The organism is Sphingobium trunci (genome assembly GCF_022664535.1).
Lineage (GTDB): Bacteria > Pseudomonadota > Alphaproteobacteria > Sphingomonadales > Sphingomonadaceae > Sphingobium.
In genome coordinates this window covers 50,282-73,070 of record NZ_JAKUJY010000010.1, presented here as the reverse complement: position 1 = coordinate 73,070, position 22,789 = coordinate 50,282, and the positions used below count along the sequence as shown (strand labels likewise).

Here is a 22,789-nt window from a genome sequence, read left to right as displayed (position 1 = left end):
GGGACATGGCCCGCATCGCTCATCTGTCGGACATTCATTTCGGCGCGCATGACCCCAGGATCGTTACAGCAGCCGAGGCGTGGCTGCAGCAAAGCCAGCCCGACCTCATCGTCATCAGCGGCGATTTCACCCAACGGGCGAGGCGCGATCAGTTCCGGCAGGCCTCCGCCTGGCTCAACCGGCTGCGCGCGGCGGGGATGAAGATGCTGGTCGTTCCGGGCAATCATGACGTGCCGCTTTACGATCCGTTCCGCCGCTTCGGCGCGCCGCTGCGACGCTACAAGCGCTACATCAGCAATGACCTATGCCCCTATTATGAAGATGATGCGGTTGCCATTCTCGGCCTCAACACGGCGCGGTCGCTGACGATCAAGGACGGACGGATCAATCATGACCAGATGCGGCGGCTGCGCGACCGTTTTGCACGGGTGGCGCCGGACAAGACGCGAATCCTCGTCACTCATCACCCGCTTTTCGCCATGCCCATCGGCCGGGGCGGCGAATTGAGCGAAGCCGTCGGGCGTCACGAAGATGCCGTCGAGGCCGCCCGCGAGGCGGGTATCCATATCGCGCTCGCCGGGCATTTTCACCGCACCTATGCGGAGGCTGCGCACCGGATGGTGGCGGATGCGGGCGGCGCGCTGGTGATACAGGCGGGCACCGCGACGTCGACCCGCCTGCGCAATGCCGAACCGCAGAGCTTCAACTGGCTGCATGTCCACCGGCAGGATTCGGTGGAATTGCAGGTCGTGATCTGGGACGGCGCCAGTTTCCAGCGCGGGCATCATGTCGCCTATGTCCGGTCGACGGACGGGTGGACGGCCCAGGAAATCGACGATCCGCGAGCCCTGGCGGGAATAAGGATCGCACAGCGGGCTCGGGCCTGATTGAGAAGTATCGTGCCGCATGGGAAAGCGGGAAATGGCGGGACGTCCGGCACCCCAGGCATCCGCAAAAGAAAAGGGCCGGAAAATCCGGCCCTTCCCAAAATATCTTCCGATCGACGATCAGCGCTTCGAGAACTGGAAGCTGCGGCGAGCCTTGGCCTTGCCGTACTTCTTGCGCTCGACGGCGCGGCTGTCGCGGGTCAGGAAGCCTTCGGCCTTGACCGCGCTGCGCAGCGCCGGTTCATATTTCGACAGCGCCTGGGCGATGCCGTGCTTCACGGCACCGGCCTGGCCCGACAGGCCGCCGCCCTTGACGGTGGCAATCACGTCATACTGGCCTTCCCGCTCGGTCACGCCGAAGGGCTGGTTGATGACCAGACGCAGGGTCGGGCGGGCGAAATAGACTTCCTGATCGCGGCCGTTGACCGTGATCTTGCCGGTGCCGGGCTTCACCCAGACGCGGGCGACGGCGTCCTTGCGGCGGCCGGTCGCATAGGCGCGGCCGAGGCTGTCGATTTCCTGGGCGCGCAGCGGAGCCGAGGGCTGGACCGGAGCGATCGGCGCATCGGCGGCGACGGTTTCGGCGGCAGCGACAGGCGCCGGGGCGTTGGCGGTCAGCGACGCGAGGTCGGACAGGGACTGGCGGTTATCGGACATTAGGCACCCACCTTATTCTTGCGGTTGCGCGATGCGAAGTCGAGCACTTCGGGGTTCTGCGCGGCGTGAGAATGTTCGGCACCGGCGAAGATGCGCAGGTTGCGCATCTGCTGGCGGCCGAGCGGGCCACGGGGGATCATGCGCTCAACGGCCTTTTCCAGGACGCGTTCGGGGAAACGGCCTTCCAGAACCTTCTGGGGGGTGGTTTCCTTGATGCCGCCGGCATAGCCGGTGTGCTTGTAGTAAACCTTGTCGGTCAGCTTGCGGCCGGTGAACTTCACCTTCTGCGCGTTGATGATGATGACATTGTCACCGCAATCGACGTGGGGGGTGAAGCTCGGCTTGTGCTTGCCGCGCAGGATGTTCGCGACGGTCGAGGCGAGGCGGCCGACGACGAGGCCTTCCGCGTCGATCAGGATCCACTTCTTTTCGACCGTTGCCGGGGTTGCCGGCTTGGTGGTCTTCATCAGCGCCTTCATGGTGCCAATACTCCAGGAATGAAACAGTGAACCGAAAGCCGTTGATGGCGTTCGGAAGATGCGCGCTAATGACGGGTGGAGAGGGTCAAGTCAAGAGATTCGGCGGCTTTGCTGACGGGTAAAATAATACCCGTCACTTGGCGAGCTGATCGCCCACCCATCGGGCGAAGGCGTTGCCGGCGGCCTCGACCGGCAGGGCGAGGATCGCGGGGACGTCATAATCATGCAGTTCCGCGATGCGCGCCATCAGCGCGTCGCGGCGCGACGGCGTGGTCTTGAAGAGGACGGGGGTTTCCGTGCTTTCCTCCAGCACCCCGTTCCATTCGTAGAGCGAGGTCGCCTCCCCCAGCAGGTTGGCGCAGGCGATCAGCCGTTCCTCGATCAGCTGGCGGGCGGCGCGGATCGCGGCCTCGCGCGAGCCGAAAAGCGTGTAGACGAGCGCGACCGCGCTCATCCGCGCCGTTCGCCCAAGGAATGGGCCGCCCAGGTCGCGGACGCCACCACCAGCGCCCCCACCGCCTGGTGCAGCACGGCCAGCGGCAGGGCAATGCCGCTGATTACCGTCGCGATGCCCAGCGCGATCTGGGTTCCGACCGCCGCGTTGAGCGCGATCGAGGGGGCGCGATCCCCCCCCTGCCTCGCCATGCGGGCAAGCAGGATCAGCATCGTCGCTGCGACCCATGCCCACCAGCGATGGATGAAATGGACGAGATAGGGATCGCTGGACAGCGTCGCCCAGAGCGAGCCGAGCCATTCGATCCCCTGCGGCACCAGATGGTCGTTCATCAGCGGCCATGTGTTCGACACATAGCCCGCGTCCAGCCCGGCGGTGAACGCGCCGAACATGAGCTGCACCAGCAGCGTCAGCAGGGCCAGCACGGCGAAGGGATGCAGCATCGCGGGCTTGGCGAAGAGCGTGCGCGAACGGGTCAGCAGGTCGAGCGCAGTCCAGATCAGCCCGCCCATGATGAACAGCGCCGTCAGCAGATGCACGGCGAGGCGGTAATGGCTGACGTCGGTGCGCACCGACAGGCCCGACTTCACCATCCACCAGCCGATCGCGCCCTGCAGTCCGCCCAGCGCCAGCAGCGCCACCAGGCGATAGCCATAGCCCTGCGGGATCGCCCGTTTCCATGCGAACCACAGCAGCGGCAGCGCGAAGGCGAGGCCGATCAGCCGCCCCAGCAGCCGGTGCACCCATTCCCAGAAGAAGATGAACTGGAAATCGCCCAGCGTCATGCCGTGGCGCAACTGCCGATATTCCGGGATCTGCTGATAGTCGTGGAAGGCATCCATCCACTGGTCGTGGGTCAGCGGCGGGATGGCGCCGCTGATCGGTTTCCATTGGGTGATCGACAGGCCGGATTCGGTGAGGCGGGTGATGCCACCGACCACGACCATGCAGAAGACGAGGGCGGCGACAGCCAGCAGCCAGCGCGCGATCGTCGCCGGGCGCGGCGTGGCATAGGCGGGACGGCTGAGGGTCAACGCGATCATGGCGGGGATATGTGCGCTGTTGCACGCGCCGTTGCAAGGACAAGCCGGAACATGAACAAAAGGTCATAACGCCCTGTGCACGAACGGATACAATCGGGGGTACAGGCGTATCTGGCCTTATGGACCGCTTGATCGAGGATAAGATATGAGCGCGGCGCGGAATATCGCCGCGATGATCGCCGCGCAGGGGCCGATGGGCGCCCTGACGGCCCGCATCGACGCGACATCGCCGCTGGGACCGGTGGAAAGCTGGTCCCCCGCCCTGGTTTCCACGGTGCGGATGATGCTGTCTTCCAGGGCGGAGATCGTGCTGTTCTGGGGGCCGCAATTGTGCGCCCTCTACAATGAGGCCTATGTGCCGACGATCGGCGACAAGCATCCCACGGCGCTAGGCCGCCCGGCGCGGGAGGGCTGGGCCGAATTGTGGGACGATCTGGAACCGCTGCTGACCAAGGTGGTCGACCGGGGCGAGACGGTCCATGCCAGGGACCGCCCCTTCTATATCGAGCGCGACGGCGGGCCGGACGGCAGCAGGCGGGGCGAACAGGTGTTTTTCGACATCAGCTATTCGCCCGTCTATGAGGGCGACGGGTCGATCGGCGGCGTGCTCTGCATCGTCAGCGAGACGACCCGCAGGGTCAGGGCCGAGCAGCAGATGCGGGCCGACCGGGCGCGGCTGTGGACGCTGGCGCGCGACCCCTTCCTGGTGGCGGACCTGAACGGCGTCTGGATCGCGGCCAGCCCGGCCTGGACCGACATATTGGGCTGGAGCGAGGAGGAACTGGTCGGCAGCACGTCCGAATGGATGGAGCATCCCGACGATATCGAGCGGACCCGCGGGGAATTGGCGGCCCTGCGCGAAGGCGCCCCGACCCTGCGCTTCGAGAACCGCTTTCGCGCCAGGGACGGCAGCTATCGCAACTTCAGCTGGACCGCCGTGCCCGACGGCGAGCTGATCTATTGCGTGGCCCGCGACGTGACCGAACAGCGCGCCCATGCCAGGGCGCTGGCGGAGACGGAGGCGGCGCTGCGGCAGGCGCAGAAGATGGAGACGCTGGGCCAGCTTACCGGCGGGGTCGCGCATGATTTCAACAATCTGCTCCAGATCGTGACCGGCAATCTGGAACTGATGCAGCGGGGACTGGGCAAGCATCAGACCCGGATGCGGCGGGCCGTCGACAATGCCATGCAGGGCGCCCAGCGCGGTGTGATGCTGACGCAAAGGCTGCTGGCCTTTTCCCGCCGCCAGCCGCTGGCGCCAGAGCGGGCCGATCCCAACCGGCTGGTGCAGGGCATGTCCGAGATGGTGGCCCGCGCCCTGGGCGAAACCATCGAGGTCGAGACGATCCAGTGCGCCGGGGCATGGCCGGTCGAGATCGACGTCAACCAGATGGAAAACGCGCTGCTCAACCTGACGGTCAATGCGCGCGACGCGATGCCGCAGGGGGGCAAGCTGACCATCGAGGTGGCCAACACCCATATCGACGAGGCCTATGCCGCGCAGGAGACCGAGGTCACGCCCGGCCAATATGTCATGATCTGCGTGTCGGACACCGGCGAGGGCATGGACGCCGACACGCTGAGCCATGCCATAGAGCCTTTCTTCACCACCAAGGAGGTCGGGCGCGGCACCGGGCTGGGCCTGTCGATGGTCTATGGCTTCATCAAGCAGTCGGGCGGCCATATCCGCGTCTATTCGGAGCCGGGCCGGGGCACGAGCGTCAAGATATACCTGCCGCGTTTCCATGGGCCTTTGCCCGACAATGATACCGGCACGGTCCATGTCCAGACGCCGGAATGCCATGGCGATGAAACCATCCTGGTCTGCGAGGATGACGAGAAGGTGCGCGCCTATGCGGTGGATGTGCTGCGGGAGCTGGGCTACCGGGTGATCGAGGCCGGGGACGGCGCGGCGGCGCTGGCCGCGCTGGACGAGGCATCACCCCCGGTCGACCTGCTGTTCACCGACGTCGTGCTGCCCGGCGGCATGACCGGCGCCGACATCAGCCGCGAGGCCAAGGCCCGTCATCCGGGGCTGAAGGTGCTGTTCGCCACCGGCTATGCCCGCAACGCCATCATCCATCATGGGCGGCTGGACCCGGGGGTGGAGTTGCTGACCAAGCCCTTCACCTATGCCGAACTGGCGGCCAAGGTGCGCGAGATGCTGGACCGGATGGAGGAACGGCAGGCGGGTTGAGCGCGGGCCCTCAGGCCACGGCCTTCCAAGCCGCCACCAGCGCCCTGCCCCGGTCCCTGACCAGCGCGGCATTGTCGCCGGGGCGATAGAGGGCGCCGCCGACGCCGATCCCCTCGCAGCCGCCCGCCAGCCATTCGCCGATCGTGTCCGCGCCGGTGCCGCCCACCGCCCAGACGCCGACATGGCCCGGCAGCACATCCCTGATCGCCTTCACATAAGCCGCGCCGAGCCGGGCGGCGGGGAAGAGCTTGATGCGGCGGGCGCCGGCCCGGATCGCGGCGAAGGCTTCGCTGGGCGTCATGAAGCCGGGCAGCAGTTCCAGCCCAAGCTGCGCGCCGCGGGCAATCACCTGCGGGTCGGTGTTGGGCGTCACCATGATGCGGCCGCCGACGCCATGGAGACCGTCCACCGCCTCCACCGACAGCACGGTGCCGCCGCCGATCAGGGCGCGGTCGCCAAATTCGGCCTGCATGGCGCCGATGCTCTTCAGCGGATCGGGCGAGTTGAAGGGCACTTCGAGGATGCGGATGCCCGCTTCGATCAGCCCGGCCGCCATGTCGAGCGCCTCCTCCGGCCTGAGGCCGCGCAGGATCGCGCAGACCGGCGGCGCGCCGTCGGCAAGCAGGTCGTCGAGGGTCATGGTCAATTCTCCAGATAGCCGAGGCCAGCGAGCGAGCAGGCGTCGCCGTCCAGCATGTGCGAGGACAGGCCCTGTGCTTCGAGAGCCTGCGCATAACGGGCGGAAAGACGGGCGTCGCCGATCAGCAATATATCGTCGGCCGATCCCAGCGTGCCGCGAATTTCGGCGATCTCGCAGCCGATGACGAGGCCGGACAGATAGCCCAGCGCCCAGTCGGGCGAGCACCCCGCGCGCAGGCGCATGGCCCGGGCGGCGAACAGCGAGGAGAGCAGGCGCCCCTCCCCCGCCCGCGCCAGGCCTTCGGCAAAGCCCTGGGCCTCCTGCGCCGGATCGGCCGTATCGATCCCGGCCCCCAAGGTCGAGCGGTCGCGGAGCAGGGCGAAGAGTTCGCCGGTGGGCATGGTGCGGAAGGCGGTGATGCGGCCATCCTCCACCACCGACCATTTATTGTGCGTGCCGGGCAGGACGATCAGGTGCCGCCCTGTGGCCAGTGCAGGATTGCGGGCGAGCGCGCCGAAGATCTGGGTTTCCTCGCCGCGCATCACATCGGGCACGCCGTCGGCGTCCAGGCAGGCAAGGCCCGCCATGATGCCGAGGGGAACGCCGCGCCAGTCGAGGCGCAGGGCGGCGGCGCGCCATGCCAGGGCGTCGGCGGGGCAGTCGGCATAGGGCGCCTCCACCCAGCCGTCGCGCGCGCCGACCATGCCGCAGAGGCGGATGGCGGACGGCATCCCCGCCTCCAGCCAGGGCGCGGCCGCTTCGGCAAAGGCGGTTTCGGCGTGGCGCCCGACCGCGCCGATCCCCGGACCCTGGCGGCGGGCGGTGATGCGGCCCTCCTCCAGCCGGAACAGGCGCAGGCGACTGGTGCCCCAGTCGCCGATGATCTCATAATGGCTCATGCGGTCCCATCCGACCGATTTTGACGAGAAACGCACATGGAAGCGATGACCATCCTTGAAATTTAATTTGTATGAGTATATCGAACCTGCAAGCGCGTCAACGTGCCCCGTCATTTTCACCAGGATGCCCTAATGAACGATTCGCCGAAGCCTGCCCCGAAACTGCGCAGCCGTGCCTGGTTCGACAACCCCGACAATATCGATATGACCGCGCTCTATCTGGAGCGCTATCTGAACTTCGGCCTGTCCCTGGAAGAGCTGCGCAGCGGCAAGCCGATCATCGGCATCGCCCAGACCGGCAGCGACCTGTCGCCGTGCAACCGCCACCATATGGTGCTGGCCGAGCGCGTCCGGGAGGGCATTCGCGAGATGGGCGGGATCGCGATCGAATTTCCGGTGCATCCCATCCAGGAGACCGGCAAGCGGCCGACCGCGGGGCTGGACCGCAACCTGGCCTATCTGGGGCTGGTCGAGGCGATCTATGGCTATCCGCTCGACGGGGTGGTGCTGACCACCGGCTGCGACAAGACCACGCCCGCGCTGCTGATGGCGGCGGCGACGGTGAATATCCCGGCGATCGCCCTGTCGGTCGGGCCGATGCTGAACGGCTGGTTCAAGGGCGAGCGCACGGGTTCCGGCACGATCGTCTGGCATGCGCGGCAGTTGCTGGCGGCGGGGAAGATCGATGACGAGGGCTTCATCAAGCTGGTGGCGTCCTCCGCGCCCTCGACCGGCTATTGCAATACGATGGGCACGGCGTCGACGATGAACTCGCTGGCCGAGGCGCTGGGCATGATGCTGCCCGGTTCCGCCGCGATCCCGGCGCCCTATCGCGACCGGCAGGAAGCCGCCTGGCGCACCGGCAAGCGGATCGTCGAGATGGTGGCCGAAGACCTCAAGCCCTCCGACATCCTAACGCTGGACGCGTTCCACAATGCCATCGTCGTCAACTCGGCGATCGGCGGGTCGACCAATGCGCCGATCCACCTCGCCGCCATTGCGCGGCATATCGGCGTCGACCTGCCGCTCAAGGATTGGGAGACGGTGGGGCACAAGGTGCCGTTGCTAGTGAACCTGCAGCCGGCGGGCGAATATCTGGGCGAGGATTATTATCGCGCCGGGGGCGTGCCCGCCGTGGTCGGGCAATTGATCGAACAGGGGCTGATCCGCGAGGGCGCGATGACCGTCAACGGCAGGACCATGGGCGAGAATTGCAGGGGCGTGGCGATCGAGGATGAGAAGGTCATCCGCCCCTTCGCCCGGCCGCTGAAGGAGGAAGCGGGATTCCTGGTGCTGTCGGGCAATCTGTTCGACGCGGCGGTGATGAAGACGAGTGTGATTTCGGACGAGTTCCGCGAGCGCTATCTCTCCAACCCGGACGATCCCAACGCCTTTGAAGGCCCGGCGGTCGTGTTCGACGGGCCGGAGGATTATCATGCCAGGATCGACGATCCGGCGGCCGGCATCACCCCCGATACGCTGTTGTTCATGCGCGGCGCCGGGCCGATCGGCTATCCGGGCGCGGCGGAGGTGGTGAACATGCGGCCGCCCGCCTATCTCATCACCGAGGGCGTGTCGGCGCTGCCCTGCATCGGCGACGGGCGCCAGTCGGGCACGAGCGGCAGCCCCTCCATCCTCAACGCCTCGCCCGAAGCGGCGGCGATGGGCGGGCTTGCGCTGCTGGCGACGGGGGACCGGGTGCGGATGGACCTCAACAGCGGCACCGTGAACGTGCTGATCTCCGACGAGGAACTGGAGGCGCGCCGGGCCAGGCTGGTGGCCGCGGGGGGCTATCGATATCCCGCCTCGCAGACGCCGTGGCAGGAAATCCAGCGCTCGGTCGTCGGCCAGATGGACCGGGGCGCGATCCTCGAAGGCGCGGAGAAATATCAGCGGATCGCCCAGACCCAGGGCCTGCCGCGCGACAATCACTGATTTCCATTCCACAGTTTTTCCCGGAGATGTCCATGTTCAACGGAGCCATTCTCATCGGCGCGTCGGAGCGCCAGGGCGGCGAGCCCTTCTTCGCCATCAACCCCGCGACCGGCGCCAGGAGCGATGTCGCCTTTTCCAGCGCCACGCCCGCCGAGGTCGAGGAAGCCGCAGGGCTGGCCGATGCGGCGTTCGAGAGCTTTTCGACGCTTTCGCCGGATGCCCGCGCGGCTTTCCTGGAAACCGTGGCGGACAATATCGTCGCGATCGGCGATCTGCTGATCGACACCGCCATGGCCGAGACCGGGCTGCCCCGTGCGCGGCTGGAGGGGGAGCGCGGCCGCACGGTCGGCCAGCTTCGCCTGTTCGCCAGCTATGTGCGGCTGGGCGACTGGCTGGACGCGACCATCGACGTCGCGCTGCCCGACCGCCAGCCGCTGCCCCGCGCGGACCTGCGCCGGGTCAATCAATCGGTCGGCCCGGTCGCCGTGTTCGGCGCGTCCAACTTCCCCCTTGCCTTCTCGGTCGCGGGGGGCGACACCGCATCGGCCTTCGCGGCGGGCAGCCCGGTCGTGGTCAAGGGGCATAGCGCCCATCCCGGCACCGGCGAACTGGTCGCCCGCGCCATCCAGGCGGCGGTGAAGAGCCGTGGCCTGCATGAAGGGGTCTTTTCCTACCTGCCCGGCAACGGCAACGCCCTGGGCGCAGCGCTGGTCGCCGAACCCCGCATCAAGGCGGTCGGCTTCACCGGATCGCGCGGCGGCGGCACGGCGCTTATGAAGATCGCCGCCGGGCGGGCCGAGCCGATCCCGGTCTATGCCGAAATGTCGAGCATCAACCCGGTCGTGCTGCTGCCCGGCGCCCTCGCCCATCGGGCCGAGGCGATGGGCGCCGCCTTCGTCGGATCGCTGACCATGGGTTCGGGCCAGTTCTGCACCAACCCCGGCCTCGTCATCGCGCTCGACGGCCCGGACCTCGACCGGTTCGTCGCCGCGGCTGCCGAAGCGCTGTCGGGCGCGCAGCCGCAGGTCATGCTGACCCCCGGCATCCATGCCGCCTATGAACGGGGCGTAGCGGCGTTGGTGGGGGCGCAGGGCGTCGCCACCGTCGCCCGCGGCACCGAAGCGGAGGGCGGCAACCGGGGCCAGGCGGCCTTCTTCGCCACCGATGCCGCGACCTTCCGGTCGAACCCGGTGCTGGCGGAGGAAGTCTTCGGTTCGTCGTCGGTCCTGATCCGCTGCTCCAGCATCGAGGAGATGGTCGCCACCGTCGCGGGGCTGGAGGGCCAGCTCACCGCGACGCTCCAGATCGGCGCGGGCGATGAGGCCGATGCGGCGACGCTGCTGCCCACCCTGTCCCGCAAGGTCGGCCGCATCCTCACCAACGGCTGGCCGACCGGCGTCGAAGTGACCCATGCCATGGTCCATGGCGGCCCCTTCCCCTCCACCTCCGACGGCCGTTCGACCTCGGTCGGCACGCTGGCGATGATGCGCTTCCTGCGTCCGGTCTGCTATCAGGACGTGCCCGATGCGCTGTTGCCGCCGCCGTTGCAGGCCGCCAACCCATGGGGCCTGACGCGCCGCGTCGAAGGCAGGCTGGAAGTCGCGGCATGACGATCCGGGCAGGTCTCGTGGGCCTCGGCAAGATCGCGCGCGACCAGCACCTGCCCTCGATCGAGAAGATCGACGGCATCGAGCTGGTCGCGGTCGCCAGCCGCAACGCGCAAGAGCAAGGGATCCAAAATTATCACGACCTCTCCGCCATGCTGGCGGGCGAGCCGGAGCTGGACGCCGTCATCCTCTGCCAGCCGCCGCAGGTCCGCTATCAGGCGGCGCGACAGGCGATCCTGGCGGGCAAGCATGTCTTCCTGGAAAAGCCGCCGGGCGCGACCGTGTCGGAGGTGGAGGCCCTGATCGCGCTGGCGAAAGCGCAGGGCGTCACCCTCTATGCGAGCTGGCACAGCCGCTATGCCGCCGCCGTCGCGCAGGCGAAGCAGTGGATCGCCCCCCGCCGGATCGAGCGCATCTCGATCCAGTGGCGGGAGGATGTGCGCCACTGGCACCCCGGCCAGCCCTGGATCTGGGAAGCGGGCGGCTTCGGCGTGTTCGATCCGGGCATCAACGCGCTGTCGATCCTGACCGAGATCGTGCCAGAACCGGTGACGCTGCTGTCCGCCAGCCTGGAGGTGCCGGAAAACAGGGACGCGCCGATCGGCGCCGACCTCAAGATGGCGACCGCCTCGGGCGCGCCGGTCGAGGCAGTGTTCGACTGGCGCCAGACCGGCCCGCAGACCTGGGACATCGCGGTCGAGGCGGGCGGCGGCAGCCTGCTGCTCTCCCATGGCGGCAATATGCTGACGCTGGACGGCGAGGTGCAGGTGAAGGCGCCGGACGAGGAATATCCCGCCATGTATCGCCGCTTCGTCGGCCTGGTGGCGGAGGGCGCGATCGATGCCGACACCGCGCCGCTGCGATTGGTGGCCGATGCCTTCCTTTGCGGGCGGCATTGCCCTACGACGGCGTTCGAGGATTGAATTCACAGGAGCCGGGATTTTGGGGAGCGAGCGCAAGGAGGGGACGGAACGCAGGTTCGCGACGGAGGAAGGCTCGCTCCGCATCCACCAGGCCATCGCCCGGCAACTGGGCACGGCGATCCTGACCGGCGTCCACAAGCCCGGCGACCTGTTCGAAGGCGAGATCGAGGCGTCCGAACGGCTCCATGTCTCCCGCACCGCCTATCGCGAGGCGGTGCGCATATTGATCGCCAAGGGGATGCTGGAAAGCCGCCCCAAGGCCGGAACCCGCGTGCTGCCGCGCAGCCGCTGGAACGTGCTGGACCCCGAAATGCTGGCCTGGATGTTCGCCGGCGAGCCGGACCGCGCCTTCATCCGCGACCTGTTCGAACTGCGCGGCGTGATCGAACCGGCGGCGGCGGAATTCGCCGCGCGGCGGCGGACCGGGGAACAGCTCGACATCATGACCAGGGCGCTGGAGGACATGGAGCGCCATGGCCTGTCCACGCCGGACGGCCGGGCGGCGGACCAGCGTTTTCACCATGCGATACTGGCCGCGACCCATAATGACGCGCTGGCGGCGCTGGCGAGTTCGGTCGGCGCGGCGGTCAGCTGGACGACGACCTTCAAGCATCGCAAGAAGCTGCTGCCGCGCGACCCGCTGCCCGACCACAAGGCGGTCTATCAGGCGATCGCCGCCCGCGACACCGCCGCCGCGCGGACCAGCATGGCGGAACTGCTGCGGCTGGCGCTGGCCGACATGGACCTGGCGCTGATGGAGCCGGAGGCCTGATACCGGGGGGGGGCTGAGACCAGGGGGCCTGAAACGGGGTTCCGGACGGCGGTTTCCACCGGCCCGTCTTATTTGATCAAGTCATAGGAGGGCGACCGATGCGCGTTGGTCGCCCGGCCCGCCCCTGCCTAGAATCCTCCTCTGCCATCTTTTGAGCGAGGAACGATCATGCCCCAGCAACGCCATATCAAGCTTGGCTTCATTCTCCACGGCGTCGGCCGGACCTGGAACGACTGGCGCCATCCGGACCGCGACGTCCATGCCAGCACCAGCCTGTCCTATTATCAGAAGCAGGCCGCGACCGCCGAGCGCGGCAAGTTCGACTTCCTGTTCGTCGCCGACAGCCTGTCGATCACGGAAAAGTCCAGCCCGCATTATCTCAACCGCTTCGAACCGATCACCATCCTGTCCGCGCTGGCGGCGACGACATCGCGCATCGGGCTGGTGGCGACGCTGACCGTCAGCTATTCCGAGCCGTTCAACGTCGCCCGCCAGTTCGCCTCGCTCGACCATCTGAGCGGCGGGCGCGCGGGGTGGAACATCGTCACCTCCTGGCTGGGCGACACCGCCGCCAATTTCAGCAAGACCGAGCATCCGCCCCATGCCGTGCGCTACCGCATCGCCAGGGAATATCTGGACGTGGTGCAGGGGCTGTGGGACAGTTGGGAGGAAGGCGCCCATGTCGCGGACAAGGAAAGCGGCCGGTTCGTCGATCCCGACAAGCTCCACCGGCTGGACCACAAGGGCGAGTTCTTCCAGGTGCGCGGGCCGCTCAACATCAAGCGCACGCCGCAGGGGCAGCCGGTCATCTTCCAGGCGGGCGCGTCGGACGACGGCCGCAATTTCGCGGCGAAGCGGGCCGAGGTCATCTTCACCCATGCCGAGGACGAGGAAGCCGGACAGGCCTATTATGCCGACGTCAAGGCGCGGGCCAGGGGCTTCGGCCGCGACCCCGCCCAGCTCTTCATCCTGCCGGGCATCGCCGCGATCGTCGGCGATAGCGACGAGGATGCCGAGGCACGCTATCGCGAACTGGCCGCGCTGGAATCGATCGACACGGGCCTGGGCTTCCTGTCGCGGACCTTCAACGATCATGACTTCCGCCAATATGAGCTGGACGCACCCTTCCCCGATGTGGAGCATATCGGCCTCAACAGCCAGCAGAGCGGGACGCTGCGCATCATCGCGCAGGTGCGGGCCGAAAATCTGACGCTGCGGCAGGTGGCCGAGCGGCTGGCGACCCCGCGCGGCGCCTTCGTCGGATCGGCCGAGACGGTGGCGGACCGGCTGCAGTCCTGGTTCGAGAGCGGGGCGGCCGACGGCTTCGTGCTGTTCGAGGCGCTGCCAGGCCAGCTCGACCTGTTCGTCGACAGGGTGATCCCGATCCTTCAGGCGCGCGGCCTGTTCCGCACCGATTATGAGGGAACGACCTTCCGCGAACATCTGGGCCTGCCCCAGCCGGTCAACCGCTACAGCGGGAAGGTGGCGGAAAAGAGCGCGGCCTGATCGCCGCGCACCTCCATCGGGCAGGAAAATGGGCGGGGGAGGGCATAGGCCCTCCCCCGCCCCTTCATTTGCGAGGGTCAGGATCGACGCGGCTTGGCGAGCGCGTCAGCCGCGATGCCGGTCGACATCGCGCAAAATATCGTCCGATTCGGGCCGGTCGAGCCAGTCGGGGCTGGCCTGAAGCCAGCGCACCACCCGCCCCTGCCCGAGCAGCAGCAGGGCCGGCTGGGGCAGTTCCCAGCTTCCGGTGCCGGTCACTTCGCCGATCCAGCCGGGCGGCGGCGGCGACGGGCGGTCATCCGGCTGGAAGGCGATGTTCAGCAGATGCGCCAGTTGATTGTCGGCATCGTTCGCCACGGAAAAGGGCAAGTCGTGGCGTTGCTTGATGTCGCGCAGCAGGTGCGGCAACTGCGGACTGAGCGCGACCAGGGGAATGCCCCTTTGCCGCAGTCCGGGGAAGAGCGTTTCGGCATAGTGCGGCAGGGCGATGTTGCAGGCCGGGCATCCGGCGAAGCGGAAGAAGACGAACAATGCGGCTCCCCCGGCCGTAAGTTCGTCCAGCGTGAGCGTGCCGCCATCGACTTCGTCGAAGGACAGCGGCGGCAGGACCGTGCCGGGCTGGGCCAGGGCGGCGGGATCGAAACGCTCGACCAGCAGGCGGCGCTGGCGGGCGTTGCCCTCAAGCTGGGCGGGGCTCCAGCTGCGTTCGCGCTCCGCCTGCAGGGCGGCATAGCGATCCTTGAGCGTTGCATTGATTATCGTCGCCATCATGATCTCCTTGAAGCTGCCCGTTGATACCCGCCGCCGTCAGGCCGCATCGCGCCTGCCGTGCTGCTGCCGGTTTCGGTTTTGGGGAACCGGCAGGCCCAGATGGCCGCGCAGCGTGTCCGCTTCATAGTCGCGCCGGAACAGGCCGCGATCCTGCAGGATCGGCACCACCTCGCGGACGAAGCGCGTGAACTGCGCCGGGTGGCCGAGATGGACGTTGAGGCCGTCGAGCGCGCGGCCTTCGAACCAGCGCTGGATCTCGTTCGCCACGGTTTCGGCCGAGCCGGTGAAGGGGCTGACCCGCCCCGCCCTGGCGCGCTCCACCGTCTGGCGCAGGGTCAGCCCCTCCGCGACCGCGAGGTCGGTGACTTTCTTCGCCTGGGTGTAGAAGCTGCTTTTCGCATGGTCCAGCGCCTCCGCCGGGAAGGGCGCGTCCGGATCATATTGGCGGAAATCGTGCCAGCCGAAGGGGCGGCCGAATTCGGCCAGCGCCTGGTCGAAACTCTGGTCGAGCTGGCGATAATGCCGGGCGATCTCGTGCGCCTGCGCATCGGTGTCGCCGACGGTGACGGTGAAGCCCGGCAGGATGACGATATGGTCGGGGTTGCGCCCCAGGCGCGTCGCGCGGCCCTTGAGGTCGGCGTAGAAGGCCTGCCCCTGCTCGATCGTCGCGGCATGGGTGAAGATGGCGTCGGCGATGGTCGCGCCGAGATCCCGGCCCTGATCGCTGTCGCCCGCCTGGAAGATCACCGGCTCCCCCTGCGGCGAGCGCTGGATGTTGAGCGGCCCCACCACCTGGAAGAATTCGCCCTGGTGATCGAGCCGGTGGAGCTTTTCGGGATCGAGGAACTGGCCGGTCGCCCGGTCGCGGACCAGGGCGCCTTCTTCCCAAGACGACCAGAGGCCCCGGGTTACCTCCAGAAATTCGACGGCGCGGCGGTAACGCGTGTCATAGTCGAAATGTTCGGGCTGGCTGAAATTCCCGGCCGTGCCTGCGTCCCCGCTGGTGACGACGTTCCAGCCCGCTCGCCCCTTGCTGATGAGGTCGAGCGAGGCGAAGCGGCGGGCGAGATTGAAGGGATCGTTATAGGAGGTGGTGAGCGTGCCGACGAGACCGATCCGGCTGGTCGCCGTCGCCAGCGCGGAGAGCAGCGTCAGCGGCTCCAGCCGGTTGAGATAGTGCGGCGGCGAGTGGGCGGTGATGAACTGGCTGTCGACGATGAAGACGAGGTCGAACTTCGCCGCCTCCGCCTGGCGGACGACGTCCACATACCAGTCGATATTGACGCTGGCGTCGAGCGGGATGTCCGTGTCCAGCCAGCGGTTGCTGTCGCCGGGACCGCCGACGCCGGTGGGGACGAGGCCCAGTTTCAATTGGCGCTTGCTCATGGCCCTGGTGCTTTCAGGCGTCGAAGCCGGGCGACTGGCGCTGCGCCTTGCGCAGGGCGGCCTCCCAGACCAGTTGGTCGTGGGATTTCGCCCCCTCCACCGGCTTGCGTTCGCGGCTGATCTGGTTGCGGACTTCCTCCTGCGCGGCTTCGGGCGCGATCAGCACCTTGTCGCGGCCGATGCTGAGGCTGCGGACCTGCGCCTTGCAGGCTTCCTCCAGATGATAGATGCCGCTGAACGCCTCGCCCGGCGTCGATCCCAGCGCCAGCGTGCCGTGATTGCGCAGCAGCATGATCCTGGTGTCGCCCAGGTCGGCGACCAGCCGCTCGCGTTCGTCGAGGTTGAGCGCGACGCCCTCATAATCATGGTAGGAAAGGCGCGGGATCAGGCCCAGCGCGCGCTGGTTGAGCGGCAGCAGCCCTTCGGCATGGGCCGAGACCGCCATGCCGTCGGCGCTGTGGAAATGGGCGATATAATGAGCGTCCTCCCGCGCGCCGTGGATCGCCGAGTGGATCACATAGCCCGCATAGTTGATGCCATAGTCGCTTTCCCCGATGACGTTTCCGTCGAGATCGACCTTCACCAGGCTGGACGCGGTGATCTCATCGAACATCAGGCCGAAGGGGTTGATGAGGAAATGATGCTCCGGCCCCGGCACGCGGGCGGAGATATGGGTGTAGATGAAATCGTCCCAGCCGTAGAGGGCGGAGAGGCGGTAGAAGGCGGCCAGATCGACGCGGACCTTCCATTCCGCTTCGCTGACGTCCGAATGGCGGAAACGATCATCCTTCAAGATGGTGGCCATGGCTGAACTCCTTTGCGCAGAGTGTAGACAGAGCGGGGGCGCGCCGCCCAATGAGGATTTCTGAACCGTTGCCGAGAGCTGCTCATGCAGGGAAGATGCCCGGCTCGACCAGCTTCGCGACTTCGACATGGGCAGGCAGTTCGCCGTCGGCGTAGAAGCGGTCGACCACCCGCTGGAGCGGCACGGTGACGGCGGCGTCGGAGGCGATCAGCACGGGGTTTTCCCGCTCCACGACCAGTTTCGCGAGAGGAGCGTCCACGCCGGTCTGGCGGGCGAAGAGGCGGGCATAGGCATCGGGATGGGCCTGTGCCCAGAGGCTGGCCTGCTGCAACCGCGCCAGCACGTCGCGCAGCGCGGCGCGCTTTGCCGGATCGTCGAGCGCGGCCCGGGACGCGGCGATCAGGCCGAGGCCCGAACTGATCCCCTGACCGTCGCGCAGGATGCGCGCGCCGCGCTGTTCCGCCGCGATCTGGTAGAGGCCGAAGGTCGCCCATGCCTCGACGCGCCCGGCTGCAAAGGCCGCAGCCGCGTCGTTGGGCAGCATGAAGCCGATGTCGACGCGGCGGCGGTCGACCTTCGCTTCCTTGAGCGCTTCGAGCAGCAGATAATGGGCGATGCTGCCCCGCGCGCTCGACACGATGACGCGGCGGCCCGGCAGGTCGGCAAGGCTGCGGATCGGCGATCCGGGCGGCACGATGATGCCGACGTCGCGCGGCGAGAAGCGGGAACCGGCGACGATCCGCAGCGGCGCTCCGGCGGCGGCGGCGAGGATGACGGGCAGGTCGCCCGCCGGGGCCGTGTCCACCGCCCCGGCGTTGAGCGCCTCCAGCAGCGGGGCCGCCCCGGCGAAATTGGCCCATTGGATGTCGTAGGACAGATGGTCGAGCGCGCCCGCCGCCTCCATCTTCGACTGGAGGAGGTGGACCTGATCGCCCAGGACGAGCTTCACCCGTCCCCCCTTCCCGGCCCCGCCGCAGGCGGCGAGGCCAAGCGCGGCGGCGCCCGCCAGAAAGCCGCGCCGATCAGAAAGCAAGCGCGATCCGTCCATAATAATAGCCCCCTGCCGGGTTGAAGGGCGACGGGCCATAATAGCCCTGCCCGGTTTGCGGACTGCCCGGCCCGTTGGTTTCGGGCCGCACGTCGAACAGGTTGGTCGCCCCGACCGAAAGGGTCGCGAACCGGGTCACCTTCGCGCTGATGCTGGCGTCGGTGATGATCTTCGCGCCGAAATGGCGGTCGTCGCCCGCCGCCGTGCGCTGCGTATATTTGCCGTAGCGGGTGGCGGTGACGTTGATGCCGAAAATACCCTTCGACCAGTTGAACGTGCTGACCAGCTTGGTGTGCGGCTGCAGCACCTCCAGCTCGCCGATCTTGTCGCCGCCGAAGAAGACCGATCCCGCGCCCAGCAGCGACGTGCCGTTGGCGGCGAAAAGCTGCGACGGCGTGTCGATGACGTTCGTGACCTTCGTCCTGGAATAGTTGAAGGCCAGCGTCACGCCCAGCTTGCCGAGATCGCCAAGGCCGGTCGAATAGTCCGCCACCAGGTCGAAACCGCGCGTGCTGGTATCGGCGGCGTTGATGAAATATTCGACCTGCTGGATGTCCGACAGGCCGTTGGCGGCGAGGATACTGGAAATACCGGTGCCGAAGAGGCGGCCGGTGCGCTCGATCCGGTTCCTGATGCGGATATAATAGCCATCGAGCGTGACCGAGAGCGACGGCGCGGGCGTGAAGACGAGGCCCAGCCCGGCATTCCAGGTCTTTTCCGCCTTGAGCGGCTTTGCCCCCAGCAACTGGCCCACGGTCGAATCCGCCGTCACCAGCTTCGCGACGGTCGGGCGCAGTTCCGTGACGCCGGTGGCCGGATTGAAGACCAGCGCGGTGCGCCCGTCGGTCTGGGCATAGCCGATCTGGGTCAGCGACGGCGCGCGGAAGCCGGTGCCCACCGTGCCGCGAATGGCGAGCGCGGGGCTGAATTCATAGCGGCTGTTGAGCTTCAGCCCGATCGGGCTGCCCGACCCGTCGCTATAATGTTCGGCGCGGATCGCGGCGCCGATATACCAGGCGTCGAGCGGATAGATGCCGAGATCGACATAGCCGGCATAGACCTTGCGGCTGATATCGGCCTGGTCGGCGGGGGACAGGACGATGGCCCCCTGCACCACGGGCGAGGCGGCGAGGCCGACATTCCAGTCATATTGCTGGTCGCCGGGCTTGAACGTGTAGGTCGCGGGCTGATAGGCGAGCGGATCGCCCGCGAAGGTGCGGAACCGGTCCAGCCGATATTCGCCGCCGACCGAGATTTCGAGCGGCTTCGCAAGGCCGATGTCGACGCTGCGGTGCAGGTCGACATTATGGGTCCATTGGCGGAATTCGAAATTGGCGAGATTGGGCCAATAGGTCGGGCTGTCCGGTCCCAGCGAAGGGCGGATCGAAAGTTTCGAATATTGGTGGCTGTAGTTGCGACCAAAGGACGAACTGACATCATAGTCCCAGCCCCAGAGCACGCCTTTCAGCCCGCCCACGAACTGGAAATCATCCTCAGCGATATTGTTGAGCGGATAATAGCCGTCGGGAAAAAGGGCGGTGAAATTGGCGGTGCCGTTCGGGCGGCGGAAATTATTGCCGATCTGCGCGTCGCGTTCGCCATAGGTGCCGAAGCTGTAGAGGGTGACATTGTCCGTCACCGGCAGTTCTGCATTGTAGCCAAGGTTGAACGCCTTGATCTGGGGATCGCCATTATGCGCGCCGTCGCGGTTCCACTGCGCGTTGCGGGCGTTGGCCGCCGCGACATTGGCGAGCACCTGGGCGCGGGTGAGGCCGCTGGACGCCACCACCTGGTCCACGGTACGGCCGGACGGCAGGCCATAGAGGTTGGTGTCGGTCGCGGGCAGGTTCCACCACGCCCCGCCGCGCTTGCGGATATCGCCGCTGATCGTCAGGAAGCCGCCATTGTCGCCGATCTTCGTGCCGTAGCGGATGGTGCCCTTCCAGCTGTCGGGACTGCCGTTGGCGCTGTAGAGCGTGCCATAGGTGAAATCGCCGCTCAGCCCCTCCTTCTTCGCGAGCTGGATGTTGATGACCCCGGCGATGGCGTCGGTACCATATTGGGCGGCGGCGCTGTCCTTCAGCACTTCGATGCGGTCGATCGCGCTCGTCGGGATGAGATCGAGGTCGACCGGGTTGACGCCCGACGTGTCGGTCGGGCTGTTGTTGAGGAAGGCGCCATTGTGCCGCCGCTTGCCGTTGACCAGCACCAGCGTGTAGGCGGGCGAGAGACCCCGGTTGGTGACGGGGCGGCCGATCGAGAAGACGCCCGCATTGGTGGAGCCGAAGTTCAGCGACGGCAGCAGTTTCGACAGCGCCTCGCCAAACTCCGCCGAACCCGTGCCCTGCAGCTTCTCCGCACCGACCACGTCGATCGGCGCGGGGCTTTCCGCCACCGTGCGGGGCGCGCCGCGCACGCCGGTCACGATGATGGTGCCACTGTCCCCCGCTGCATCCGCCGACGTATCCGGCGTCGCGACCGTCTGCGCGGCCAGCGGCGTCGAGAAAAGCAGCGCCGCCGCAAGGGCGGTGGAATGAAGATATGACCCGGTATATTTCATGAATATATCCCCCTTTTTTTAGATGGGGGTCGTCTATTTTCTATCATCGCTATTGAGAAATGACTTCGATCATCGATCCATGATTAAAATTAAATCATGGATTATCTTTTCAAAGTCGAAGATTTTCTTGGATCATGATCCGATCGATCCGCCGCTCTATTCGCGCTTGCCGAAACTGGTGTCGAAGGCCTGCGCGACATCGCGATTGCCGGCGATCAGGCCGGCCTTGCGGAACCGGTCCGTAATCTCCTGCTCATGCGCTATCACCTTGCCGTCGATCGGTTGCGACACGCGGTTGTTGCGGTCGAAACTGGCGCGGGCGATGTCGAGCGGCAGGCCGGTTTCCTTCGCCAGCACCTGCGAAAATTCGCCGGGATGGGTGCGGGCCCAGGCGACGGCCCTTGCCTCCCGCTGGAGGAAATCCGCCATCAGCGCGCGCTTGGGTTCGATCGAATCGGCGTGGGCGATGTCGATATAGAGCGGCAGGCCGTAATCCTTCGCATCGGCGACCGTCCGCGCGCCTTCCTTGATCGCGACGTTGGTATAGGGCGTCCATGTCGCCCAGGCATCGATCGCGCCGCTGTCGAACGCCGCCTTGGCATCGCCCGGCGTCAGGAAGGTGACGCGCACCTTGTCCACCGGGATCTGCGCCCGCTCCAGCGCCTGGAGCAGCAGGTGATGGCCGATCGAGCCGCGCGTGGTCGCGACCGAGCGTCCGGCCAGATCGGCCGCCGAACGGATCGGCGATCCCTTCTTCACCAATATCGCCAGCGCTTCGGCGGCCTGCGCGGCGGGCGCCTGCACGGCGATGGCCTTGACCGGGCTGCCGCTCTGATAGGCGAAGATGAAGGGCGCGTCGGCGGCAAGGCCGAGGTCGGCCGCGCCGCCGCCCACCGCCTCCAGCAAGGGCTGGGCGGCGGGAAATTCGGACCATTCCACGCTGTAGGGCGCGCCCTTCAGCACGCCCGAAGCGAGCATCATCGCCTTGACCTGCCCCTTCTGGTTGGCGACGCGCAAAATCTTGTCGTCCTTGCCCCTAAAGTTCGCGGCGGCGAAGCCGATGCCCGCCACCGCGACAAGGGTCGCCGACAGGAGGGCGACTTTCCGTTTCGACATGAATCAGCCCGCCAGCGCCAGCCCGGTCTTCTCCCGTTCCGCGACCTTGCGCCGGACGACGGGGAGCAGTTCCCGGCCATAGAGGATGGAATCGCCCAGCGGGTCGAAGCCACGGATCAGGAAATGATCGATGCCGATATCATAATAATCGAGCATCGCGTCGGCGACCTGTTCCGGCGTGCCGACAAGGCCGGTGCTGTTGCCTTGCGCCCCGGTCAGCGCGGCGACCCCGGTCCACAGGCGCGTGTCGCGGCGGTTGCTGCTGGCGGTGTCGAGCAGGCGCAGCGACCCGGCATTGGGCGGGCGGTGGCCGGTGATGGGCAGCCCGGCGGCAAGGCGGTTTTCGCGTACCTGTTCCTCGATCTCCGCCGCGCGTTTCCAGGCGGCTTCCTCCGTATCGGCGATCACCGGGCGCAGCGAAAGCGAGAAGCCGGGGTCGCGGCCATGGCGCGCCGCCGACTTGCGGACGGCGCGCACCGTGTCGCGCACCGCTTCGAGCGTTTCGCCCCACAGCGCATAGACATCGGCATGGCGGCCCGCGACCTCGATCGCCTCTTCCGACGATCCCCCGAAGAAGACGGGCAGATGATCAGGCTTGATCGCGCTGAACGCCTGGCGGATGTCATAATATTTGCCCTGATGGTCGAAGGGCTGGGACGCGGTCCATTCCTGCCGCAGCACGGTCAGATATTCGTCGGTGCGGGCGTAGCGTTCCGCCTTCACCGTGCCGGTGTCGCCGTCGCGCGCCATTTCCTCGTCCGCGCCGCCGGTGATGATGTGGACCGCGACGCGGCCGCCCGAAAGCTGGTCCAGCGTGGCGAGCTGGCGTGCCGCAACGGTCGGCTGGGTGAAGCCGGGCCGGTGCGCGACCAGGAAGCCGAGCTTCGTCGTGATCGCCGCCGCATGGGCCGCGACGATCTGGCTTTCCGGGCTGTTGGAGCCGAAGGGGATGAGGACACGGTCGAAACCGCCCTCCTCCTGCGCCTTCGCCGCCGCCTCGACATAATGTTTGTCCAGCACGCGGCTGCGCACCGCGGCCTGCGTTTCCGATCCGTTGTTGAAGCCGATATAGCCGATGAACCTGACGGTCATGATGCTGCTCCC

Annotated in this window: 20 protein-coding genes; 7 read left to right on the top strand and 13 right to left on the bottom strand. The window is 67.2% G+C overall.

The window, feature by feature from the left end; genetic code table 11:
* The first annotated feature begins 5 nt into the window (after nucleotides 1–5).
* The gene (locus tag MJ601_RS11140; RefSeq protein ID WP_242126330.1) at nucleotides 6–887 is read left to right on the top strand and encodes a metallophosphoesterase family protein; all 882 of its coding nucleotides are present in this window, start codon (nucleotides 6–8) and stop codon (nucleotides 885–887) included.
* A gap of 120 nt (nucleotides 888–1,007) precedes the next feature.
* Here the strand turns inward: MJ601_RS11140 and rpsI are convergent, their stop codons facing one another.
* From rpsI to MJ601_RS11120, 4 genes are all read right to left on the bottom strand, one after another.
* Nucleotides 1,008–1,544, bottom strand: a complete 537-nt coding sequence (gene rpsI, locus MJ601_RS11135) for a 30S ribosomal protein S9 (protein WP_242126328.1) — start codon at nucleotides 1,542–1,544, stop codon at nucleotides 1,008–1,010.
* Entirely contained in the window at nucleotides 1,544–2,023 is a 480-nt protein-coding gene (gene rplM / locus MJ601_RS11130) for a 50S ribosomal protein L13 (RefSeq protein ID WP_046764791.1), read from the bottom strand. Before rplM ends, rpsI begins: the two co-directional genes overlap by 1 nt.
* Nucleotides 2,024–2,156: 133 nt before the next feature.
* A complete protein-coding gene (gene cutA / locus MJ601_RS11125; RefSeq protein ID WP_242126326.1) occupies nucleotides 2,157–2,477 on the bottom strand; it encodes a divalent-cation tolerance protein CutA in 321 nt (106 codons plus the stop codon).
* Nucleotides 2,474–3,520 (bottom strand): COX15/CtaA family protein, encoded by a 1,047-nt coding sequence (locus tag MJ601_RS11120; RefSeq protein WP_242126324.1) that lies wholly within the window; start codon nucleotides 3,518–3,520, stop codon nucleotides 2,474–2,476. Before MJ601_RS11120 ends, cutA begins: the two co-directional genes overlap by 4 nt.
* Before the next feature lie 145 nt (nucleotides 3,521–3,665).
* On the opposite strand from MJ601_RS11120, the gene MJ601_RS11115 reads away from it, so the two are divergent.
* Nucleotides 3,666–5,717 (top strand): hybrid sensor histidine kinase/response regulator, encoded by a 2,052-nt coding sequence (locus MJ601_RS11115; protein ID WP_242126322.1) that lies wholly within the window; start codon nucleotides 3,666–3,668, stop codon nucleotides 5,715–5,717.
* A 10-nt stretch (nucleotides 5,718–5,727) separates the two neighbouring features.
* Here the strand turns inward: MJ601_RS11115 and MJ601_RS11110 are convergent, their stop codons facing one another.
* Together MJ601_RS11110 and MJ601_RS11105 are read right to left on the bottom strand one after the other, a co-directional pair.
* The gene (locus tag MJ601_RS11110) at nucleotides 5,728–6,357 is read right to left on the bottom strand and encodes a 2-dehydro-3-deoxy-6-phosphogalactonate aldolase (RefSeq protein ID WP_242126320.1); all 630 of its coding nucleotides are present in this window, start codon (nucleotides 6,355–6,357) and stop codon (nucleotides 5,728–5,730) included.
* Between the two features lie 2 nt (nucleotides 6,358–6,359).
* Nucleotides 6,360–7,256 (bottom strand): 2-dehydro-3-deoxygalactonokinase, encoded by an 897-nt coding sequence (locus MJ601_RS11105; RefSeq protein WP_242126318.1) that lies wholly within the window; start codon nucleotides 7,254–7,256, stop codon nucleotides 6,360–6,362.
* 132 nt (nucleotides 7,257–7,388) lie between these two features.
* Here MJ601_RS11105 and MJ601_RS11100 point away from each other — a divergent pair, with 132 nt between their 5' ends.
* From MJ601_RS11100 to MJ601_RS11080, 5 genes are all read left to right on the top strand, one after another.
* Entirely contained in the window at nucleotides 7,389–9,191 is a 1,803-nt protein-coding gene (locus MJ601_RS11100; RefSeq protein WP_242126316.1) for an IlvD/Edd family dehydratase, read from the top strand.
* Nucleotides 9,192–9,223: 32 nt separating this feature from the next.
* Entirely contained in the window at nucleotides 9,224–10,801 is a 1,578-nt protein-coding gene (locus tag MJ601_RS11095; protein WP_242126314.1) for an aldehyde dehydrogenase (NADP(+)), read from the top strand.
* Nucleotides 10,798–11,721: a Gfo/Idh/MocA family protein gene (locus tag MJ601_RS11090; RefSeq protein ID WP_242126312.1), complete on the top strand. Its 924-nt coding sequence runs from the start codon at nucleotides 10,798–10,800 to the stop codon at nucleotides 11,719–11,721. The genes MJ601_RS11095 and MJ601_RS11090 overlap by 4 nt, the downstream gene beginning before the upstream one ends.
* Before the next feature lie 19 nt (nucleotides 11,722–11,740).
* The gene (locus MJ601_RS11085; protein WP_242126310.1) at nucleotides 11,741–12,493 is read left to right on the top strand and encodes a FadR/GntR family transcriptional regulator; all 753 of its coding nucleotides are present in this window, start codon (nucleotides 11,741–11,743) and stop codon (nucleotides 12,491–12,493) included.
* 168 nt (nucleotides 12,494–12,661) lie between these two features.
* Nucleotides 12,662–13,999, top strand: a complete 1,338-nt coding sequence (locus MJ601_RS11080) for an LLM class flavin-dependent oxidoreductase (protein ID WP_242126308.1) — start codon at nucleotides 12,662–12,664, stop codon at nucleotides 13,997–13,999.
* A 105-nt stretch (nucleotides 14,000–14,104) separates the two neighbouring features.
* Here MJ601_RS11080 and MJ601_RS11075 read toward each other — a convergent pair whose 3' ends face one another.
* The 7 genes from MJ601_RS11075 to MJ601_RS11045 all read right to left on the bottom strand — a co-directional run bounded on the left by MJ601_RS11075 (nucleotide 14,105) and on the right by MJ601_RS11045 (nucleotide 22,777).
* Nucleotides 14,105–14,767 (bottom strand): peroxiredoxin-like family protein, encoded by a 663-nt coding sequence (locus MJ601_RS11075; protein WP_242126306.1) that lies wholly within the window; start codon nucleotides 14,765–14,767, stop codon nucleotides 14,105–14,107.
* 39 nt (nucleotides 14,768–14,806) lie between these two features.
* Nucleotides 14,807–16,156, bottom strand: coding sequence for an LLM class flavin-dependent oxidoreductase (locus MJ601_RS11070; protein WP_242126304.1), 1,350 nt, complete (start codon nucleotides 16,154–16,156; stop codon nucleotides 14,807–14,809).
* 13 nt (nucleotides 16,157–16,169) lie between these two features.
* Nucleotides 16,170–16,961: a class II aldolase/adducin family protein gene (locus tag MJ601_RS11065; RefSeq protein WP_242126302.1), complete on the bottom strand. Its 792-nt coding sequence runs from the start codon at nucleotides 16,959–16,961 to the stop codon at nucleotides 16,170–16,172.
* Between the two features lie 82 nt (nucleotides 16,962–17,043).
* Entirely contained in the window at nucleotides 17,044–18,009 is a 966-nt protein-coding gene (locus tag MJ601_RS11060; RefSeq protein ID WP_242126300.1) for an ABC transporter substrate-binding protein, read from the bottom strand.
* On the bottom strand, nucleotides 17,984–20,569 hold the full coding sequence (locus MJ601_RS11055; protein ID WP_242126298.1) for a TonB-dependent receptor plug domain-containing protein: 2,586 nt from the start codon (nucleotides 20,567–20,569) through the stop codon (nucleotides 17,984–17,986). The genes MJ601_RS11060 and MJ601_RS11055 overlap by 26 nt, the downstream gene beginning before the upstream one ends.
* 156 nt (nucleotides 20,570–20,725) lie before the next feature.
* On the bottom strand, nucleotides 20,726–21,685 hold the full coding sequence (locus MJ601_RS11050; RefSeq protein WP_242126296.1) for an aliphatic sulfonate ABC transporter substrate-binding protein: 960 nt from the start codon (nucleotides 21,683–21,685) through the stop codon (nucleotides 20,726–20,728).
* Nucleotides 21,686–21,688: 3 nt separating this feature from the next.
* Nucleotides 21,689–22,777 carry an LLM class flavin-dependent oxidoreductase gene (locus MJ601_RS11045; RefSeq protein ID WP_242126295.1) on the bottom strand — a complete coding sequence of 363 codons (1,089 nt, stop codon included), beginning with the start codon at nucleotides 22,775–22,777 and terminating at the stop codon, nucleotides 21,689–21,691.
* Nucleotides 22,778–22,789: the final 12 nt, after the last annotated feature.

Excerpts from the sequence above, each read along its gene's own strand:
- rplM (WP_046764791.1), bottom strand. The coding sequence starts at position 2,023 with ATGAAGGCGCTGATGAAGACCACCAAGCCGGCAACCCCGGCAACGGTC.
- MJ601_RS11050 (WP_242126296.1), bottom strand. The coding sequence starts at position 21,685 with ATGTCGAAACGGAAAGTCGCCCTCCTGTCGGCGACCCTTGTCGCGGTG.
- MJ601_RS11080 (WP_242126308.1), top strand. The coding sequence starts at position 12,662 with ATGCCCCAGCAACGCCATATCAAGCTTGGCTTCATTCTCCACGGCGTC.
- MJ601_RS11075 (WP_242126306.1), bottom strand. The coding sequence starts at position 14,767 with ATGGCGACGATAATCAATGCAACGCTCAAGGATCGCTATGCCGCCCTG.
- MJ601_RS11070 (WP_242126304.1), bottom strand. The coding sequence starts at position 16,156 with ATGAGCAAGCGCCAATTGAAACTGGGCCTCGTCCCCACCGGCGTCGGC.
- MJ601_RS11115 (WP_242126322.1), top strand. The coding sequence starts at position 3,666 with ATGAGCGCGGCGCGGAATATCGCCGCGATGATCGCCGCGCAGGGGCCG.
- MJ601_RS11100 (WP_242126316.1), top strand. The coding sequence starts at position 7,389 with ATGAACGATTCGCCGAAGCCTGCCCCGAAACTGCGCAGCCGTGCCTGG.
- cutA (WP_242126326.1), bottom strand. The coding sequence starts at position 2,477 with ATGAGCGCGGTCGCGCTCGTCTACACGCTTTTCGGCTCGCGCGAGGCC.
- MJ601_RS11095 (WP_242126314.1), top strand. The coding sequence starts at position 9,224 with ATGTTCAACGGAGCCATTCTCATCGGCGCGTCGGAGCGCCAGGGCGGC.
- MJ601_RS11060 (WP_242126300.1), bottom strand. The coding sequence starts at position 18,009 with ATGGACGGATCGCGCTTGCTTTCTGATCGGCGCGGCTTTCTGGCGGGC.
- MJ601_RS11090 (WP_242126312.1), top strand. The coding sequence starts at position 10,798 with ATGACGATCCGGGCAGGTCTCGTGGGCCTCGGCAAGATCGCGCGCGAC.
- MJ601_RS11110 (WP_242126320.1), bottom strand. The coding sequence starts at position 6,357 with ATGACCCTCGACGACCTGCTTGCCGACGGCGCGCCGCCGGTCTGCGCG.
- MJ601_RS11105 (WP_242126318.1), bottom strand. The coding sequence starts at position 7,256 with ATGAGCCATTATGAGATCATCGGCGACTGGGGCACCAGTCGCCTGCGC.
- MJ601_RS11140 (WP_242126330.1), top strand. The coding sequence starts at position 6 with ATGGCCCGCATCGCTCATCTGTCGGACATTCATTTCGGCGCGCATGAC.
- MJ601_RS11045 (WP_242126295.1), bottom strand. The coding sequence starts at position 22,777 with ATGACCGTCAGGTTCATCGGCTATATCGGCTTCAACAACGGATCGGAA.
- MJ601_RS11065 (WP_242126302.1), bottom strand. The coding sequence starts at position 16,961 with ATGGCCACCATCTTGAAGGATGATCGTTTCCGCCATTCGGACGTCAGC.
- rpsI (WP_242126328.1), bottom strand. The coding sequence starts at position 1,544 with ATGTCCGATAACCGCCAGTCCCTGTCCGACCTCGCGTCGCTGACCGCC.
- MJ601_RS11120 (WP_242126324.1), bottom strand. The coding sequence starts at position 3,520 with ATGATCGCGTTGACCCTCAGCCGTCCCGCCTATGCCACGCCGCGCCCG.
- MJ601_RS11055 (WP_242126298.1), bottom strand. The coding sequence starts at position 20,569 with ATGAAATATACCGGGTCATATCTTCATTCCACCGCCCTTGCGGCGGCG.